12 protein-coding genes and 6 pseudogenes are annotated in these 18,659 nt (G+C 64.8%); 10 read left to right on the top strand and 8 right to left on the bottom strand.

What is annotated here, in order from left to right; genetic code table 11:
- Positions 1 to 34 precede the first annotated feature (34 nt).
- Genes GFS60_RS37860 through GFS60_RS37850 form a run of 3 tightly spaced genes read left to right on the top strand, consistent with a single transcriptional unit; the run spans position 35 to position 2,705 of the window.
- Positions 35 to 2,035 (top strand): cutinase family protein, encoded by a 2,001-nt coding sequence (locus GFS60_RS37860; protein ID WP_159929814.1) that lies wholly within the window; start codon positions 35 to 37, stop codon positions 2,033 to 2,035.
- A 41-nt stretch (positions 2,036 to 2,076) separates the two neighbouring features.
- The gene (locus GFS60_RS37855; RefSeq protein WP_236603762.1) at positions 2,077 to 2,364 is read left to right on the top strand and encodes a hypothetical protein; all 288 of its coding nucleotides are present in this window, start codon (positions 2,077 to 2,079) and stop codon (positions 2,362 to 2,364) included.
- A 5-nt stretch (positions 2,365 to 2,369) separates the two neighbouring features.
- Positions 2,370 to 2,705, top strand: a complete 336-nt coding sequence (locus GFS60_RS37850) for a hypothetical protein (RefSeq protein WP_236603761.1) — start codon at positions 2,370 to 2,372, stop codon at positions 2,703 to 2,705.
- An 877-nt stretch (positions 2,706 to 3,582) separates the two neighbouring features.
- On the opposite strand, the gene GFS60_RS37845 is transcribed toward GFS60_RS37850, so the two are convergent.
- Together GFS60_RS37845 and GFS60_RS40635 are read right to left on the bottom strand one after the other, a co-directional pair.
- Positions 3,583 to 4,254 (bottom strand): M23 family metallopeptidase, encoded by a 672-nt coding sequence (locus GFS60_RS37845; RefSeq protein ID WP_159929810.1) that lies wholly within the window; start codon positions 4,252 to 4,254, stop codon positions 3,583 to 3,585.
- Positions 4,255 to 5,616: 1,362 nt separating this feature from the next.
- Positions 5,617 to 5,703 (bottom strand): annotated as a pseudogene (locus GFS60_RS40635) (pyridoxamine 5'-phosphate oxidase family protein); the annotation flags it as partial.
- Positions 5,704 to 6,067: 364 nt separating this feature from the next.
- Between GFS60_RS40635 and GFS60_RS37840 the strand changes: the two are divergent.
- The 3 genes and pseudogenes from GFS60_RS37840 to GFS60_RS39820 form a co-directional block, all read left to right on the top strand.
- Positions 6,068 to 6,199, top strand: a pseudogene (locus GFS60_RS37840) (DUF3224 domain-containing protein); the annotation flags it as partial.
- Positions 6,200 to 6,521: 322 nt separating this feature from the next.
- The gene (locus tag GFS60_RS39825) at positions 6,522 to 6,677 is read left to right on the top strand and encodes a hypothetical protein (RefSeq protein ID WP_236603760.1); all 156 of its coding nucleotides are present in this window, start codon (positions 6,522 to 6,524) and stop codon (positions 6,675 to 6,677) included.
- 47 nt (positions 6,678 to 6,724) lie between these two features.
- Entirely contained in the window at positions 6,725 to 6,922 is a 198-nt protein-coding gene (locus GFS60_RS39820; protein ID WP_236603759.1) for a helix-turn-helix domain-containing protein, read from the top strand.
- Positions 6,923 to 7,392: 470 nt separating this feature from the next.
- Here GFS60_RS39820 and GFS60_RS38890 read toward each other — a convergent pair whose 3' ends face one another.
- Positions 7,393 to 7,560, bottom strand: a complete 168-nt coding sequence (locus tag GFS60_RS38890; RefSeq protein ID WP_201453728.1) for a hypothetical protein — start codon at positions 7,558 to 7,560, stop codon at positions 7,393 to 7,395.
- A 1,079-nt stretch (positions 7,561 to 8,639) separates the two neighbouring features.
- On the opposite strand from GFS60_RS38890, the gene GFS60_RS37830 reads away from it, so the two are divergent.
- Entirely contained in the window at positions 8,640 to 8,987 is a 348-nt protein-coding gene (locus tag GFS60_RS37830) for a hypothetical protein (protein ID WP_236603758.1), read from the top strand.
- 499 nt (positions 8,988 to 9,486) lie between these two features.
- A pseudogene (ubiG, locus tag GFS60_RS37825) lies at positions 9,487 to 10,295 on the top strand (bifunctional 2-polyprenyl-6-hydroxyphenol methylase/3-demethylubiquinol 3-O-methyltransferase UbiG).
- Here ubiG and GFS60_RS37820 read toward each other — a convergent pair.
- Positions 10,279 to 10,882 (bottom strand): annotated as a pseudogene (locus tag GFS60_RS37820) (3-hydroxyacyl-CoA dehydrogenase NAD-binding domain-containing protein); the annotation flags it as partial. The pseudogenes ubiG and GFS60_RS37820 sit on opposite strands and share 17 nt — an antisense overlap.
- Positions 10,883 to 11,749: 867 nt before the next feature.
- On the opposite strand from GFS60_RS37820, the gene GFS60_RS37815 reads away from it, so the two are divergent.
- Positions 11,750 to 13,129: a peptidoglycan DD-metalloendopeptidase family protein gene (locus GFS60_RS37815; RefSeq protein ID WP_236603757.1), complete on the top strand. Its 1,380-nt coding sequence runs from the start codon at positions 11,750 to 11,752 to the stop codon at positions 13,127 to 13,129.
- Between the two features lie 469 nt (positions 13,130 to 13,598).
- Positions 13,599 to 15,122 carry an NlpC/P60 family protein gene (locus GFS60_RS37805; protein ID WP_159929808.1) on the top strand — a complete coding sequence of 508 codons (1,524 nt, stop codon included), beginning with the start codon at positions 13,599 to 13,601 and terminating at the stop codon, positions 15,120 to 15,122.
- A gap of 290 nt (positions 15,123 to 15,412) precedes the next feature.
- Here GFS60_RS37805 and GFS60_RS37800 read toward each other — a convergent pair.
- From GFS60_RS37800 to GFS60_RS37785, 4 genes and pseudogenes are all read right to left on the bottom strand, one after another.
- Positions 15,413 to 15,565, bottom strand: a pseudogene (locus tag GFS60_RS37800) (IS1380 family transposase); the annotation flags it as partial.
- A 35-nt stretch (positions 15,566 to 15,600) separates the two neighbouring features.
- A protein-coding gene (locus tag GFS60_RS37795) for an IS3 family transposase (protein WP_268962685.1) occupies positions 15,601 to 16,835 on the bottom strand; the annotation gives its coding sequence in 2 pieces (ribosomal slippage) (positions 15,601 to 16,514 and positions 16,514 to 16,835; 1,236 coding nt in all).
- Positions 16,836 to 16,904: 69 nt separating this feature from the next.
- Positions 16,905 to 17,065 (bottom strand): annotated as a pseudogene (locus GFS60_RS37790) (IS1380 family transposase); the annotation flags it as partial.
- Positions 17,066 to 17,617: 552 nt separating this feature from the next.
- On the bottom strand, positions 17,618 to 18,016 hold the full coding sequence (locus GFS60_RS37785) for a DUF2784 domain-containing protein (RefSeq protein WP_159929806.1): 399 nt from the start codon (positions 18,014 to 18,016) through the stop codon (positions 17,618 to 17,620).
- Positions 18,017 to 18,659 lie beyond the last annotated feature (643 nt).

The raw sequence follows: 18,659 nt of genomic DNA, 5'->3' as shown, positions 1-18,659 counted from the left end.
GGCATCAGTGTCCCTTCCGGCAATCGAGGTGCCAATGCCCGCCAGACGTTCGAGAACCCGTCGCACGGTCGCACTGATCGCCACTGCGACCGTCGTCGTCGGCGTCGCTCTTACCGCACCCGCGATCGCCAACGCCGCCCCGACCAACTGTGCGGCGACGTTCAACTTGTTTATCCCCGGCACGTGGGAGACCAACGAGAACGCCGACCCGACCCGGCCGGTGGGCATGCTGGCCCCGGTCGCGGCGGCGATCGAGGCACAGAACGGCGCCCGCGCGCAGATGTACATGCTGCCGTACATGGCGTCCGCGTTCGACAACGGCCACACCTACGCCGACAGCAGGACCGACGCGGTCAGCAAGGCCACCGCCGTGTTGACGTCCTACGCCGACAAGTGTCGGGGCGCGAAGATCACGATCACCGGCTACTCCCAGGGTGCGGACGCTGCAGGCGATCTCGCGTCGGCGATCGGAAATAATCAGGGGCCGGTCGATGCGGGCCGGGTCCTCGGTGTGGCCTTGCTCGCCGACCCGGGTGCCGGCACGAAGGGCGCCGCAACGGTCGGACCGACGACGTCGGGGGAGGGGATCGCCGGTCCCCGGTCGCAGGGCATGGGCAAACTGTCGGGGCGGGTCGCCTCGATCTGCGATCCGAAAGACTTGTACTGCTCGATCCGCAAGGGCGCCAACCCGTTCCTCGGATCGCTCGGGTCGATCCTGTCGAAGACGCCCGGCAACACCGGTGCCGGTGCCGGCGCGGGTGGGGGTAACGCGGCGGTCGCGACCGCGCTGACTTCGGATTTCACCGACGCCGACCTGCCCGGTCTCGGATTGACTGTCGACGCGCTCGGAAAGCAACTGTCCGGCACCGACACCGGCGGGACGGTGGATGTGAACCAGATCGCCGACACCGCGACCTCGCTGAGCAAGACACTCAGCCCACTGGTCGACCTGCTGCAGTCCGGGGCCGCGAACACCGCTGCCACTAGTAGCTTGGCCGCAGCCCCAGTGGGCACACCGGAAAACGCGGCCGCACAGGTCCTCACCACAGCCAGCCACGCGGACCTGACTGGTGCCCTCGACTCGGTGGCCACGATCGCGAACACCGCAGCCAAACTCGCGAAAAATGGCACCACCACCCTGCCCGCCACCGCACCCGAAATCTCTCAACTCTCGGGCACAGCCGCATTACTCGGAAGCCAGATTGCGCCCGTCGCCGCCACCCCGGCAGATGCCCTCTCCTCCGCGTCGAGCGTGCTGTCGGTCCTCAAACCGAAGGTCGTCGTCGATCAGGCACTGAACGTCGTCACCGGCGTCACTGCCCTCGATATTCCGAAGATCCTGAACAACCTGATCGTGCTCCCGCAGAAGATCGCCGCCGGCGATGTCCGCGCCGCCCGCGATACCGCCCGAGAGCTGAACGTGCAGTTCGAGCCGGTGGTGAAGATGGCCGCCGGTGTCGACTTGAAGTGGATCTCCCAGATCCTCGCGGTCATCCCGGACCCGTCCGGTTACACCCAGATCGCAGCGTTGGTCACCAGCATCCTCGGCAACGTCGACGTGATCAAGCTGGCCAACATCGCCGGTCGAGCCCAGGAAATTGCGTGGGCCGCCGCGGACAAGCTCTTTCCCCCGCCCGGGGTACTGCCCGACCCGGTCGGTGCTGCGGCACAGACCACGGCGTTGATCCCACTCGGCCTCGACCTCGCCTCGGTGGCCGCGAACATGCTCACCGGCAAAGCCAGCAAGACCGACCCCGCGCTGCTCGGCAAGCAGGCCAATCCCGTGGGCAACGCGATCACCACGCAGGCGCAGACCCTCGACCTCGCAGGACTCGCCGGGTCGGTGTCGACGATGGCGCGCTCGCAGGGGGCCGAGGATCTCGCCGCGGTAGTCGGCGAGGGACTGAACGCGGCCAGCTTCTTCGCCTCCGGTGCACACCAGAGCTACCAGAACCTGGTCGTCGACAACGCCGGCCGCAGCGCCATCGAGTGGGTCTCGGATTGGCTGAACCTGCAGATCACCCGCGCCGTCTGACGAACCGACCGCGTCCGAAGTCGAATAGGAGCACCGGAAAATTGGCCGCTCGAGTACACCGCCCCACCTCCTGTTGGGTGACCTGCCCGCACTGCGACAAACGCACCTACTTCACGCGTAAGGATGCCCGCGCAGCACGCACCCATCACGAAAAGCGTCAGGGCCTGTCGATCTACCCCTGCCCACACCAAGACCAGGACGGCGACCGCTTTCACGTCGGGCTCCGGCCAGAAGGGTTGGGCCGCGGCGCCTTCGACCGCGACACGCTCGCGGACAGTCAGCGGACGGCACTCTCCAAAGACCGGCTCGCGTTCGGGGGTGCGCGGTGACACTGATGAACGCCAAGGGATCACCGACCACCCCGCTCCCACTCGACCCCGGCGCCCGGATCCGCTTCGGCATCGAACCCAACCGCCCCTACACCGTCCGCGCAATCTCGGAGCACTTCGTCATCTGCACCCGCCAACGCGACTTCGCCACCACAGGTGACTTCGTCTACACGGTCATCGACTGGCGGAACGGAATCCGCGGCCCGGTCAACGGGCAAAGCGCGGACGTGAGCACCGATAAGCGGTGCCGCGACCTCCTTCACGACCTCGAAGCCGGCCGGTGGGAAATCAGCCACCGCAACCGCGTCCAGCTCGACATTGTCGACCGGGGCGAGTCATGAGAGAGCGCACACCCGAGGGAACTTTTCGTGCACTGTAGCTGCTGCTTTCATATCGCAGGCGCAGTGGTCGCCCTGCTGTGACCGGAGTTGCTTTTCGACACCCGATACTGCCGATATACCCATGATCACCGACCTTGTGGCTGTGGATGCCACGGATCTGGTCCCGGTCCTCGGGCCCCTGCGCGACGGTCACGGTGAGGCATTGGTGCGCCACGTCATTGGGGTGCCCACGGTCCGATGCTCCGTAACACCGCGCTGATGGTGGCTACACCATGCAACCTGATCTGGTCGGCGACGACCACTCCACCACACCCGCGCCACGCTGACAACCTCGCACAGCAGCCCGGGGCTCCCGCGAGGCCGGGCTGCTGTGGGCGCTATCAGGTAGCCATAGTCCAGCGGGTAGATCACGGAACAGGCCATGCTGGCGCCCCGCGTCGTCGACACTGGCTACTACGTGTCCACACAGGTCAGCGACGGTCGTTTGCAGCACGAGCTGGTAAAGCGCCGATGTTCGGCCGGGCAGCGCGGCGATTCCGTGCTCACGCAGGCGACTCTCGATCGTGTGTAGCTCCCGCCGATCACTCGTGAACAGCACCCGACAGTCTCGGTCTCGGTGCCACGACGTCCGAAAACCGACAGCTACGCGAGGCCCTCGCCATCGTCCTCGGTGGACAACGGGTCGCAGTCATCATCGGGAGCACCCCCGACACGCCGCGAAAAAAATGTCGGGCTGTTCGTAGAGCCAGGAACGTGGAACCCGGGCTTTCCCGTGCGACCGCATCGAACGAAATCGGTTGTCCTGCAATGCCCATTCGGGGCAGTGCGGCGACGGCGCGGCGGCATCGTGTGGAACTGACTACCGCCGGGGCGAGTTCTAGTCGGTTCCCCAGGTCACCGAGACGCCGCGGTCGCGCAGCCACTGGCTCGGGTTGAGCCGGTTGCCGCCTGCGTCAGAGACCTCGAAGTGCAGGTGCGGACCGGTCGACTGACCACGGTTGCCGACGGTGGCGATCTGCTGACCCGCCGCGACCCGCTGGCCGACGTTGACGATGAACTCGTTGATGTGGCCGTACACGGTGACGGCGCCGTCGTCGTGGCGCACCCGCACCCACAACCCGAACCCGGAGGCCGGGCCCGCGGAGATGACCTCACCGTCGGCCGCGGACTGGATCGGGGTGCCGATCGGGGCCGCGATGTCGATGCCGCCGTGGTGTGCGCCCCATCGGGGGCCGTAGCCGGAGGACAGCGTGCCGGACACCGGCTGCACGGCGCGGACCTTGAGCGGAGCGGGGCTGCCCGGATTGACCGGTCCGGGCGTGCCGGGTGCGGGCGGGGCGGCCGGGAGGTCGGGCAGCTCGATCGCGGGCAGCTGAACACCGGCGGGCAGCAGGCCCGGTGGGATCTCGAGCGGGCGGGCGGCCGCGGACCCGGCGCCGAACTGCGCGCCGCCGATCAGGATGGCACCGGTCGCCGCGGCGACGGTCGCGATTTTCACGCGGCTGGTGATGGAATTTGAAGGATGTGCCGTCCTGCGGTGTTTCGCCACGGTGTCTTACCTCGTCTTCGTTGGCTGGCCCGCGCTCGTGAGATTCGCGGCCTCGGACCCCCGTCGAAAAGGAAAGTAACAAAACGGTATCGACCGCACAATCGTGACCTAATCGATATCTAAATATGATCTTGCTTGAATACGCCCACGTCAGGGGCCTAGAGCGGCCATCACGGACAAAGGCGACACCGGGATCACCGTCCCGGGGACCCCGTCGAGCAGCGCCGCCCAAGGCTGAGGAAACCGGCGGTGACCTCGACGTTTGCCGGGCCGGCGAGTGGGTGCGGGGACCGGCGCGACGGCATCCCGGATGCGGCGAGTGTCGCTTCACGGCCCGACGCAAGCGGACACGCCACCGACTTCGTCAAATGTGACGGGAACCACACAATGCTGTCCTGTCCAGGGGTTACTGCTGGGCTCGCGTAATCCGCTGTCGCGGGTTGTTGGTGGTGTCCACCCCGACGGTGACCGCCCTGCGACGTAGCGGTTCCAGGTGGCTGTGACCTGTGTGGTGATCTTGGTGGTCGTGAGATGGTGGTAGCCGAGGCCCTGGAAGATGTGGTGGGGTGGTCGGACACGTCATGCCCGGTGAGTGTCCAGCGCACCGGCACCGGCACCGGCACCGGCACCGGCACCGGCACCGGGTCGGCCAGACCGCGGATCTTCGCTTCGTCCTCCCACCGGAGGGCGCACCGACTTGGCCGGCTTCTCGACGGCGTACTCGCGGTGCTGCGTCCGCGATACCACCGCCACCGGGTGGCGGGACAGGTAAAGACCACCGCGGACAGGAGCCGGCCGCCCACGGTTGCGACCGCACTGAATTCGATCCGTCCTGGGTTGCGGCGAAGAGTGCGACGCCGAGGAGGGCGGCGACGACCATCCGCGGCCACGAGGGCAGGGCGTCCGGATCGCATCGCGTCCCTCACCGCGGGGTGTTCGCCCGACCGTGCACCGGCCGGACGTCGAGTCCTGCTGATCCAGAGTTCTCGCTCACGACAGGGTCCATCGCAGTACGGGCACCCCGCCCTCCGTGAATCACATATTCGCGGCGGACACTTGCCGGCAACGATTCGCGGGAGCGCATCTACCAAAACCGACACGGTCGGCGGTAAACCAGCGGGCGCACCCGATCCCTGACCGAGATTCCAGTCTGATCGGCGGTGGGTGGCGGAACACTGCGTCTATGGACTTCGCCTATGGCCTGTGGTGGTGAGCAAACCGATGACAGCCGACGATCAGGTGTGGCGCCCGCGTCGGCGCTTGCGGGTGCTCGCGACGGACACCGCGATCCAGGACGGACAGATTCCACGTCCGACAGTTGGAGAGGTCGGCCGGTTCTGGCTCCTGTTCAACGAGGTCCCGCCCGACGCCTGTCTGGAACCAGACCGTGCCCTCAACCCAGAGGGCCCCGACCGCAGTCACATGCGGGCTGCCGTCCTCATTGACGGTGCGCGCCGGTCCCGTCGGCAGACACCCACACGGGCGCACCCTGGCCGACGATGCCGCCTCGGTGAACTGCGCGACGTTGGACTCGGTCGGGCGATCACGTCGCGGTCGCCCCACACCACCACCACGGGTTCGCCCAGGGCGGAAAGCCGGCCGGCGACCGCGCGTTCGCTGTTCTGCCCGACACCGCGTCGGAATGACGCACTCCTTGCTGGGTCAATCGCTCCAGGGAGCGGTGCGAGATGTCCGGCACGGGAAGTCGTCGGCGAAAGCCGATCTGCAGTGCCGTCACAGGTTTGTCAATCCGGTCTGGCATTCTTCGTGCATGGCTGACACCACAACGTAACGAACAGTCGAGGCCGAGTTCGACATCGACAGCTGGGATGAGGTTCCCTACGACGAGCCAGACGAAGGTCCGAAATTGACCAGGGTCGTGATCCGCAAGGCCTACCGAGGCGCACTGGCGGGAACCGGGGTCGCGGAGGTTCCTACCACGTAGGGTACCGAAGGCGCCGGTTACGTTGCCTCGGAACGTGTCCAAGTGTTGACGGTCGCCGTGTATGCAGACGAATCAGGGGTGTTCCGTCAACGAGCTTTCTGAAGAGCTCTTCGGTTGAGTTCACTTCCTCTGCACCGTCAGCGTGCAGACTACGGAGACGTCCCGGCTCACCGCCAGATACCGCGATCTGCACGTCGGCACAGTGTTGATCAGGCTCGTCGTCTGCATCGAAGGTGACGGCGGCGGTGACAGTCTCACCGCCCAACACCAATTGGCCGCTGGTGCTCCGGCCCTGTGCTTAGTCAAGACTGAAGAACTATGAATGGAGCCTTCCCCTGTGATCGTCGTTCTGCGCGCCGAAGACGCCGAGGAGCACCTGGCATCCGGTGCGATGGCGTGCCCGGAATGTGGCGACGTCCTGCGCAGATCGGGATTCGGCCGCATCCGCACCGTCGCGGGCTCGGCACCAGCACCGTGACCGCCCGTCCTGTCCGGGTACGTTGCGCCGGCTGCAGCAAGACCCAGGTGCTGTTGCCGACAGCGCTGCAGGTGCGCCGTGCCGACACCACCGAGGTCATCGGAACGGCGTTGGTGCACAAGGCCAATGGGCTCGGATACCGGCGCATCACGGAACGTCTGGACCGGCCTGAATCGACCGTTCGCCGATGGTTGCGACGGGTCCCGCCCGAGCACCTGCACTGGATGTACACCCAAGGGCTGTGAGCGCCTCGCCACGTACGCGGCCGACGCGTTCAGCCACATCCGCAACACCCGCAATCCGCTGCAGCACACACTGACAATGCTGGCCGCCGCGGCCTTCCACGCCCGTGAACGGTTCGGGTTCGAGGACCTGCCATGGACTCTGATGGGGATGTACACCCGTGGACGTCTCCTCGCACCACCCCGCGGCGGCTGAAAACCGGTCCCGCGGGGTATCCGCATGCCCGCATCCAGCCGTCAATATGCAGACCGCGCCTTCAACGTGACGACGACGCCGTCACCATGCCCGAAAACCTCGAAAACAGTCCGAAGCGGTCTGCATTTACAGCGACGCGATCATCTGCATCTTCAGTGACGGGCAACAGCCCGCGAAACGCTCGCTGACCTCCTACGACCACTGAAGCCGACCAAGGAATCAATCATCTCAAGGAATCAATCATCTGCGGGCTTTCACAGCCTGTGAAACTTGTGGATCAACCGACGGGAGGCCGGTAGTCGGGAAGTGCCAGCAACCCCCGGACGTACCGAGCCTCGAATGCCGCAGTGATCTTCTCCAGCTTGGCCAACTGCTCCGGACTCGCGCGCGACATGTCCAGGTGTGCATGCTGGGCCACCCACTGTCGAAGTTCGTCGTGGGTCAACGAAACCACCTTTCCCGTGCGGTAACCCCTTCGCACCTGGCCCGCATACACACCAGTCGACCCCGATAGAAGTGTGCGCCCCATTGTCGAGGTCGACGTGGTGAATACACAGATGAGAAGGTTCTTTCATCCGGTCCGCTGATTGACACCACCTCCGCCCCTCGGAAGGTCCTGCAAGGGGGCGGCCCCACCTACCTCCAGGGAGGGCCGACCCACGTTCGACACTACTGCCGATGGGTGGCGGGCAGAAGAGAGCGACCCCGGGCCAGCGATCGGAGGGAAGCCGGAATCGGGGTCGACGAATCGGGGTGTCCTACGGGTCGATGACGTCGGCGCACCGCAGCAGTTCGGTCGCGAGCTGGCGGGCCTCTTCCACAGACAGGTTGGTGACCACCCCGTCCTCGAATTCCAAGACCAGACTGACGACGGGATCACGGGAGCCGTTTGGGGCTGACCAGCGTGTCGACAACGTCGCCGGTCTTCTCCAACGGTCACCACCATCCAGTTGCTGATCTCGCCATGCAGATGTGCTCGGACGTCGGGCGTACCGTACACACACCAGGGCGCGTAGTGGGATCCGCCGCAGACTCTGTCGGTTTCCCGGATTCGGATGTGGAGGCTCGGGTTCCGGGGTCACACTGTGTCGGACATGGTTGCCTACCCCCGACCAACGGAGATCGTGATGCCCACCGGCGACAATGAATCGTTTCGCAGGGCCATTGACCTGACGAAGGAGAAGATTCACGCCGTCACGAGATTCTTCCGGAACCTCTTCCGAGGAAAATCCGCGGGCGGCCCCACGGCTTGATCATCTCGCAGGCGCAGGATCCGCCGGGATCGACGCAGTCGCGGGTGGATCGGGGTTGCAAGCCTGGCGATGGTCGACGTGTCGGGGACGACGCGTTGACTGCCGGTCGGCGATCCGCGACTACGCCGCTCGGCAGGCGCGGGATGGGAAGGGCGAACCCTCGATCGGGTAGCCCTGCGACGGCTTCACGCGTGGGGTCCGATTGGCTGGATGGTTTCTCCGCACTCGCGTGTCAATAGCGCTGTTTCGCTCACGGAGTAAGGTCTAAGCAGTGAGGTCGGGCACACTTCCCATGGCCGTTCTGCGTGCCGAGTACGAGGCGGTGCGATTCCCTCTGCAACTGGTCGAGGATGTCGGGATGGCGCACCTCGATCAGCGGACACCGCTGCGGCTGGCGTACGAGAAGATGCTGGTCACCGTGGACCGTGCCGCCGCCCACCTGCTCGATGACGAGGCCGCCGCCACCCGCGCCTGCGCCCTGCGCCAGCGGACCGCCGCCGTCCGGGTCACCGTCGCCCTGCGTAAACGTCGAACCCAGCAACGCCTGGAGGCTGAGGGTGCGGCCCGCATGGAACGCTGGCGGCGTCACCAGGCACGGCTTCGCCGTGGGCGTGGGTAGCGGGCGACGATCATGAACGGGGCCACGTCAAAAAGCCCAAAGTAAGTGTGCACGTTCACACCGCCCACGGCAGCACAGTCACCCCAGCCGAACGGACGACACTCGAGGCAGCCGGTGTGTGGCGCCTGTGCCTTTACTGCGACTCGACGGTGGACGTCTACGTCATGTTCGACGGCGTTCACCGAACATCGTGGTCCGACACCGACCGGACTGCTGACGGTCCAGGCAACGGCTATCGAGCAGCATGGAGGGCAACTGCAGTCGACCAGTAGGATCACGCATCCTTCACTCGACCGTCGGCTCGAGCGACCGCGACGGTCGCCGCGAGGGAGGCACCGGCGGCGGGACTGAAATACAGAACCCGCCCAGCACCAGGCACACGTGCGATGATCCTGAAGGTCATCCCCTGAGCTGAGCATCGCGTACGGTCATCGGCCTTGAAGTGACCGACGCGCAGGGGAAGGCTGGACGTCGTCGCCGTGATCTCGGCAGAGAAGGGGTGGTCCGCTTGGTCATCGACAACGACGTCTACAACCGTGCGGGGGAGTCGTGGTGGGAGGAGGACAACCCGCTCAACCTGCTGCACGGAAGTCTGACGCCGGCGCGATTCGCCTACTTCCGCACGGTGCTCGGCGCGACAGTCGGCCGCGACTGTCGCGGACTCCGCGCCCTCGACGTCGGTTCGGGCGGCGGGTTCCTCGCGGAGGAGTTCACCCACATCGGGTTTCGTGTGCTCGGCGTCGACCCGTCCCCGGTGTCGGTCGAGACCGCGCGCCGCCACGCCGCCGGCTCGGCACTCGACATCGAGTACCGGATCGGGTCCGGTGAACGGCTGCCGGTGCCGGATGCCGCGTTCGACGTCGTCTACTGCTGCGATGTCCTCGAACACGTGTCGGATCTCGGCGCGGTGATCGCCGAGTCCGCGCGGGCGCTGAAACCGGGGGCCTGTACCTGTTCGACACCATCAACCGCACGGTCTTCAGCAAGCTCGTTGCGATCAAGATGATGCAGGAGTGGCGGATGACCCGGATGTTCGACACTCCCATCCACGACTGGTCGATGTGTATCCGTCCGGCCGAGCTGACGCCGGTCCTGGACCGGCACGGTCTGCGGCTCGGCGAGGTCGTCGGCCTCGGGCCGCGGTCGAAGAATCCGCTCCGGCTGCTCGACCTCACCCGGGCCGGTGGACCACGGCTCAGTTACGGGGAGTTGAGCCGCCGGCTGGACTTCGGGCAGATCAAGAGCACCGCCATCTCCTACATGGGCTACGCCGTCAAGAACGGCGAAAGCCCGCCGCGGCGAGGGTGATGTCGAGGCCGACGGTGTCGATCAGCGTCAGCTGACCCATCGGGTAGCCGCAGCCGCCCTTCATGGCCTCGTCGATGTCCTCGGCGGTGGCGTACCCGGACTCGAGCATCCGGACCGCCGACGTGAGGTACGGAATGAGTAGGGCGTTGACGATGAAGCCCGCGCGGTCACCGGCCCGCACCGTCTTCTTGCGCAGAGTGTTCTTCGCGTAGTCGGTGACCGCGGTGACGGTCTCCTCCGACGTGACCAGGCTGACCACGATCTCCACCAGTGGCATCACCGGCACCGGGTTGAAGGAGTGGACACCCACGACCTGACCGGGCCGCTGGGTGGCGTTGGCCATCTTGATCAGCGGGATCGACGACGTGTTGGACGCCAGGATGCCCGACGGCTTCACGATCTTGTCGAGCTTCTGGAAGATGTCGACCTTGAGCGACTCGATCTCCGGCGCCGCCTCGATCACGAGATCGCGGTCGGCGAAGTCCTCGATGTCGAGGGTGGCCCGCACGCGGGCGAGCGCGGCGTCCGCGGCGTCCTGGTCCACTATCCGATCGGGCCTGTGCGGTCTCGGCGAATTCCGGCTTTGAACTTCCCGCAAAACCGAGGAGGCATGCACTATGAGTGCCAGTTCGGATTCCACTTCGACCACATCGAATCCGTCCACATCGACTGGACAGAGAAGGATGCACTGTCGAAAGCCGCCACCGTGATCGCGGCCTCGTCGAAACCATCGGCGGCCGGTGGCCGGCCAACCCCGCCTGCATTGTCCGAATCCTCACCCACCTCGACATAGACGGCAACCCCAACCGGGATGGCCGGCACCGTCCACGCCCTGACAGGTGACCAACCTGGCCACGCCGAGTGACGGACAGCCGAACGGGCGGATCTGAGTGCATGCGGACACCGCCGAGGAAGCCCTGGCAGTATTGGTGTGGATATTCGTCACCGATCCCTACTCCTGCGACGCGGCAGTCCACCTTTGTTCGCCCACGATTTGCCTGCGACCCGACCCTCGAGCGGGCTGACCCCGCCGAAATTGCGAGCGAGGCTATTCTTCCGTGCCATTCATGCGATGTCGGACTGCCGGCTGTCAGGTGCAGGCGAGTCGGGAAGTGACGGCGCCCTCGGTGACGTCCCAGACGACGTATGCTGCAGCCTTTTGGCATAATCCGCCCGTGGTGGGCGGATGTACAGGCGCGCAGGTTGCCGCATTCTTCCAGAACCCGATCTGCGCCAAAACTTACCGCGCTCCTGTGCGAGACCGCATCGGGTGGGCGCGTTTGCGTAGGAGTGTCAGCGTGACGGGTATTTTGGAATCGGGACGCACCGATCCGCAATGCCACCAAGTACGGACCGACAACCTCAACAAGTGTGACGCGAAATAGGCACCCAGCCTGGAGACTTAGACCACAATAGGTGGGTTCGAGTCGGCAAGCTCACAGTTGGAGGCGCAAATGTCCGTTGATCCTTCGGCGGTCATCGTCGGGTTGGCCACGGCTCTCGGCGGTGTCATACAGGGAGCTGATATGCCCCCAACGCTGAAGGATTATGGTACGCAGCAAATTCAATCGATCAAAACTTCGGCGCCGGCGTTCGGTGAGCAGCTCAACGAATACATCGAGTTCCTTCCGCAGCAAGCTCAAGGACCGGCGCAGCTAGTAGTTGGGGACCTGGCTAATGCTGTCCAGACTGCGGTGGACCCATATCTTCCCTCCTCATCAGAGCACTATCCGACCGTTGAGCCCCGCGCTGAGGGGATCGCACCAGGACCAGCCCCGGACCTCGATGCCGCGACCCGCACGGAGGACCCAACTTCTGGGGCCACCGTGTCTGTCGAGGAGGCTGTTTCCATAGAGGCCTTCTCCGGAAAGTTCAGCGGAGGGGTGCATCCCGCACCCGAGACTGGCTACCTCTTCAGTCCCACAACGGCGCAGGTGGGCGCCATTGCTGTGTTCGTCCCCTGGTTTCAGAAGGCGGGCAACATTTGTGCCGGAATCAAATCCCCCACTCTGGCGGCGTTGTATTCGGTAGAAAACGGATTCCGATACGGTGCGACGGCACCCGTCTCGCGAGACGGCGCGCGGGGTCCCGGCCAGTTCATGCCAGGAACCTGGGCGAGGTATGGGAAGGATGCTGATGGCGACGGGCGGGCGAACATCCTCGACGTCGGCGACTCGGTGATGGCCTCCGGCCACCTGCTGTGTGACATGTTCCTCGAGATCGAGGGTTGGAAGGAGCAAGGTGTGGTAGCGGGTGACACATTGGACATGGCAATCGCCGGATATAACGCCGGCATCGGGGCCGTACGTAAATCTGGCGGAATACCGTACGGTTTACCGGATTACGAGAACCAGACCAAGCCATATGTCGCTAGGATCCGGGCAATCGAGGGACAGTTTGAATGGCTGCTGTCACCGCCGAACAATCTGCCGGGCATCGGCGCCCAGATATTCGGACAGGCCCCAACATCGGGACTGATCACCTCCATCTTTGGCGACGGCCGAGGACACGAAGGCATCGACATCGCCAACACCATCGGAGCCCCAATCGTGTCCGTCGCCGACGGTGAAGTCATCAATGCCGGACCCGCCCAGGGCTTCGGACTGTGGGTGCGGATCCGCCACGACGACGGGACCGTGACCACCTACGGACACAACAACGGCAACCTGGTCGCGGTTGGAGAACGCGTCAGCGCGGGGCAGCAGATCGCGACCGTCGGGAACCGCGGAAACTCCACCGGCCCGCATCTGCACTTCGAGGTCACCTTGCCGAGCGGGCTGAAGGTCGATCCCGAGAAATGGCTCCAGTTGGGTGGTCGTTCGCTACGGAGGTAGATCGGCGGCTTCGGTAAACGAGCGCCGCACCGATGGCACCACTCATTCCTTGCTTCCTTTGGCGACCATCGGCACCCGGCCGGAACGAGTCTGCCTCGGTGAGTTACCCCGCGCACCTCCATTCGCGTGCAGTCCACCCGACAACATGAGTAACGCCATCGCCGGGGCCTCGCGACACGTGTTTCGGCTGTAAGAGAGTTTGGTTCTCTCGGCCGCATTGGGCTTCGGTCGCCGATCGGCCGCCGTGCCAACGTGGGCGACGGCCCAATGGTGGTGCGGAAGTGAGTCATGTGTCGCTATTTGTCATATGGGGCGGATGAGTGGTAATTATCTACTATCGTTCTTAGTACATGACCTGTTGTGCCCTAGTCGTCCGAGGATGCTCGCCGTCCACGGCATTTAAGGCATGACATGGAGTTAGCAGAAATGTGGGGATCGAACGAGGTGGCATAGGCGGAGGGAGGATGCCGTGGGGCAGCGATGTCAACCCGGCCTGGGGCGTGCCCGTTCGGCCCGGCTATTGTTCGGTTTCGTACTCGTCGGAGCGACAGTCATCTCTCTTCCTGGTGTCGCCGTGGGCATCCCACCACCACCGCCAAACCCTAGCGATTCCGACCTTCAGTACGCCAACGACCAGGTGGGCCAACGTCTGGAGCAGGTAGGCGATCTGATTAACCAGGTCGCCTCGGCGAACCAACGCCTCGAGGGGATAGCTTCCCAGGTCGCGATCAAACGCGAGGAGGTCAACAAGGCGCTCGTAGACCTGCAGAATGCACGTGACGAAGTCGAGGTTGCTACAGCCGCTGTGGGCGCCGCCCGCAGTAACGTCGTTGCCGCGACGGCGACAATTGACCAGGCACAGCAGCAGTTCGACGAGTTCGCCGCTGCCAGCTACCGGCAGGGAACGGCAGGCGCGCTCACCACCCTTCTCGGTTCGAGCGGACCTGATGATATCTTGGCTCGTGCTGATCTGCTCCGCGTAATTGTGGACAAGCGCACCGCTGTTATGGAAGATCTCCAACGCGCTCGAACCACACAGGCGAACAGGGATTCATCGGCGCGGGCTGCCAAGCAGGCAGCCGACGCTGCTGCGGCCGCCGCAGAGGAGAAGAAGTCCCAGGCGCAGGATGCCATAGAGCAGGCGGTAACCGCTCAACAATCAGCAACCAGCCAACAGGCCGAAATCATCAAGGAACGAAATTCGGCGCAGGCCCAACTCGACGCCGCGAGAAGCAGTGTCGTGGGATTGCAGGATCAACGCCAGGTGTATGGCCAATGGGACATCCAGCGTCAGGCGGAGGAAGCTGCTGCTGCGGCCGCCGCAACAGTGGCGCAACAGGCGGCATCGGAGGCGGCTGCACGGGTCGCAGCCAACCGGGTAGCGCAGGAGCGGGCGGCGAAGATCGCCGATGGGGAAAGACCGCACACACAGGTCAGCGACCCTCCGGAAGACGACATCGCCGCTGACAGCGAAACCACTGCATCCACCGACCGGGCCGGTAGAAGTACGTCGGACGACCCCTCAGGTCCTGCTGATGAAGGACCTGACACCGGCGAGGAAACGCCCACAGGCAGCGCAGCCATCGAGACGGTAATAGACCGTGCGATGTCACAACTGGGAGTGCGCTACTCCTGGGGCGGCGGGAACGCAAAGGGGCCCACCGTCGGGATCCGTGACGGCGGAGTCGCGGATAGCTTCGGTGACTACATGAACCCCGGCTTCGACTGCTCGGGCCTGATTCTGTATGCCTTTGCCGGGGTGGGAATCTCCCTCCCGCACTACTCTGGATACCAATACACCGCGGGGGCCCAGTTTCCGACATCTCAGATGAAACGCGGTGACCTGATCTTCTACGGTCCCAACGGCAGCGAGCATGAGGCCTTGTACCTCGGGAACGATCAGATGCTCGAAGCCCCCGAGTCGGGTGACGTAGTGAAGGTTTCGCCGGTACGTTGGAGCGGGATGACTCCATATGTGACCCGACTCCTCTAGCGCTCGCTGGCCTCCAAACCTGACGGATATCGGGTGTCCAAGAGTGAGTGCGCTGGCAGCTCATCTGCAGTCAGGCTAAACCCGAATGCACCGATTCTCTGATGTGGTCGCGGCGAGTTTCGTTGTGCGACACAGGACGGGCTCTGAGCGTGGTTGATCGTCCCACCTCCGGTGTCGGGTGTTCCACGGAGTCTTTCACACATGGAGGCCGGCGGGTGGGGTGCGTATTAGGCGATGATCGGGTGATTGGGGCTGAAAGTTCTGTAGAACAGGGTGTGCCAGGCTGTTTCTTACGGCCAATGTGTGGGTAGGTGAGGCCTCAGGCGTCGGGCCGAGGACGCGATCCGGGCGGGGACCGAGACGATGGTGCGCCGGATGGTGCCGGTGGTCGCCTTCGCCAACCGGGGATCGCCGGTGAGGGTGCCGGCGGCACGGGTGAGGTCCCCGGGCGTTCCCCCCGAGATGTGGACACCTATTCCTATGCGGCGGTGGCCAGCGTAGCCGATCGCTGCTCGAACTCGACCGGACAGATTTGGCCGAGAGTGGAATGCCTCCTTCTGGTGTTGTATCGCGTGATCCAGCGGAACACGGCAGCGCGCGCCTCGCCCGCACTGTTCCAGCGTTTCCGCCCCTTCAGCGTCTCCCGTTTCAACGTCGCATTCAGCGACTCGGCGGCCGCGTTGTCCGCCGACGTTCCGACCGCACCCCGCGATCTGGTCACCCCCAACTCGCAGCAGAGTTCGGCGAATTCCGCCGATGCATATTGAGCTCCGTTGTCGGAGTGGAATATTGATCCATCGAGCCCGGCGGCGCCACGACAGGCGGCCGCCGCCCGCAGCGCATCGGTGACCAACTCGGTGCGCATATGGTCGGCGATCGACCACCCCGCCAACCGTCTCGAACCCAGGTCCAACACCGTCGCCAGATACAGAAATTCACCGTCACCCACCGGCAGGTAGGTGATGTCCCCGACGTACCTGGTGTTCGGTGCGCTCGCCGTGAAATCCCGCCGGACCAGGTCCGGCACCGGGGCCGCGTCCGGGGCGGGAATCGTGGTGCGCACCGGTTTGCGCAGATGCAGCCCGACGATCCCCTTCACGCGCATGACCCGTTCGACCCGCTTGTGATTGACCTCGATCCCGGCATCGCGCAGTTCGGCGGTCACCCGTGGGGCCCCGTAGGTGCCGTCGGAGTCGTCGTGGATGGCGCGGATCCGGGCGGCCAACTCCTCGTCGGCGGAGGTGCGGGCGTCCCGGGCCGGCGCGGCGGCCCGCCACCGGTAGAACCCCGAGCGGGAGACCTCGAGGATCTGGCACAGCCACTTCACCGGAAAGGTGTCGCAGTGGTCGTCAACGAATTGGAAGTGGCTGCTCACCAATTCGTCTCCCCGGCGAAATATTTCGCGGCCCTCCGCAGGATCTCCCGTTCGGTTTCGAGCTTGCGGATCTGGGCCTTGAGCTGCCTGTTCTCTTCCTCCAACACGGACTCGGACGATACCCCGCCGGCCCGCGATGCCGGCCGCGCCGCCCCACTGGCCCGGAGCTCGGCCGCGGGAGCGCCGGTGCGTTTGCGTTCGGCCCGCACCCAGGTGCGCAGCGTCTCGCGGCTGACTCCCAGATCCTTGCCGATGCCCTCGAACGTGTGGCTCGGATCGGACAGGTACAGCGCGACGGCATCGGCTTTGAACTCCGCCGAGTACGCCTTCATCGCCATCAGTGACATCTCTTCCTCTGGGTCTTCACGACCCAGTGTTCATGATGTCCTCACTCAGGGGGGAAGCCCCCCCATCGGCCCGTGCCGCAACATCGCCAGGTCGGCGATTCTGCCGGCGCCGCCGGACCATCTCGCCGACCATCCCGGCCGGCCAGGGTCCCGACCTTGCGGCCGGCGTCGGCGCCTTTGTCGGTCGGCACGCTCAGGTGCTGATCGGCGAGGGTGAGCAGAGCCAGGTGCAAGGCATCTCGCGCGACGGTCTACGCTCGATCGCCAGCCGGGCGGTGCAGCTTCGACGACCCCCCCAGCTCCACCCCCGTCCTCAGCGCGCGAGCCAATCCGAACCCAGTCGGCCCGGACTCGTACACCACCACACACGGGCCCCGAAGTTCGACACTCGAGCACCTCCGTGTGCGAGGACGTAAACCCTGCCTCGAACACCTCTCCAGTCTGTCCATCGATCGCCGCCGCGACGACCGAGCGGGCATGCACATCCCGCCCAACACTCGTGCGCTCACAAAACGCTCGGGCCTCCTCACACTCGGAAAGGCCGAGCACGGAAACACGCTCGGTAACCCACGAGGTTGCATGAGCGAGGTCCCGACCAGCAACCACTCCAATCCGCGAGCAGTCACGACATACGGTCTAAGCGGTGGAGGTAGTCCGGCGCTTCGTCGGCGCCGCGTCGAAAGACCACATCGTCTTGTGGTTATCCGATCATGCACGGACAGGACAAGGCGGCCGCACACCGGTGCCCACCTTGGCGTCTCACTCGGAAATTCTCAGTGAGGGGTCTGCCACGTCGCGGGCCTGGACATTGCGGCAACATGGCGTCGTCGTTGCAGTGCGAACCCCAACCAAGAGGTCAAAACGGCACACAGTACGAGCGCCCGTACCAGGGCGACGGCATTCTCGGGGTAGACAACACCGGTCAGGTAGTAGTCAATGAATCCGGTCGATGGCAACTCGACGTCACCGGCGTTTCGGCGAGCCCAATTTTCCAGGTAAGTGAGCGGACACCCGAGCCCAGTCAGGACTGTACCGAAGCCCCATACGACGGCTAATGCATGCAACAGGATGAGGCGGGGCCATTGCCAAGCGAGGAAGCCACCGACGACGACGAAGGCGAGAAAGGTGAAGTGAAGGACCGCCGTCAGGTCGGCCACCATCCGAAAGATCATCGTTACCTCTACCAACCCAAGAGTGGCCAGAGCAAACCACCTCGAATTCGAATGTTACGGACATCCAGGTCTACCGGCGAGGGGGTAACACCTACTTTGCCGGATACGAAGTGACTTCTCCGGCCAGACCCCTCACGCGCGCGGCGGTCCCGAAGTACACGGTCGGGACGGCTCGGCACGGGAAGTGCTCGTCGAGGAACCCATACGACACTGTCCGCGCGAGTTTGGGGGTGCTCCCCGAGATCGACACGAGGCTGAAACCAAACTCCACAACGGACATGGAGGGTTACCCCGGCCCTCGGCGCCTTTCGCCGCACTGGGCGAGCGGTCAGAGCATGGCCGCGCCGCACCGGAGGTGATGCAACGCTTACTCCGGCTGGAGAATGGCACCGATGCGTGAGTCCGGCGCTGCTTCGTGGTCGATACCTTTCCTTGCAGCAGGTCCGGGGTCGTCGACCCTGATCCGTAGCGAAACTGTCCAAGGACTCCTCAGTGGGACAGCCGCCACCCGCCACGTACCGCTTCAACTGTCTGAGCGGAGGAATCAGCTGACTCGGGGTACACCGAATTATGATGAAGACTCGCACTCGCGCAGCCGATGATGAAGGTGCCACATGCCGACCTACTCGTTGTCATTGCCTAG

The sequence above is a fragment of the Rhodococcus sp. WAY2 genome (assembly GCF_009859915.1).
GTDB lineage: Bacteria > Actinomycetota > Actinomycetes > Mycobacteriales > Mycobacteriaceae > Rhodococcus_F > Rhodococcus_F oxybenzonivorans.
Note: the sequence above shows the minus strand (reverse complement) of the source record. Positions and strands in the feature narration are given on the sequence as shown.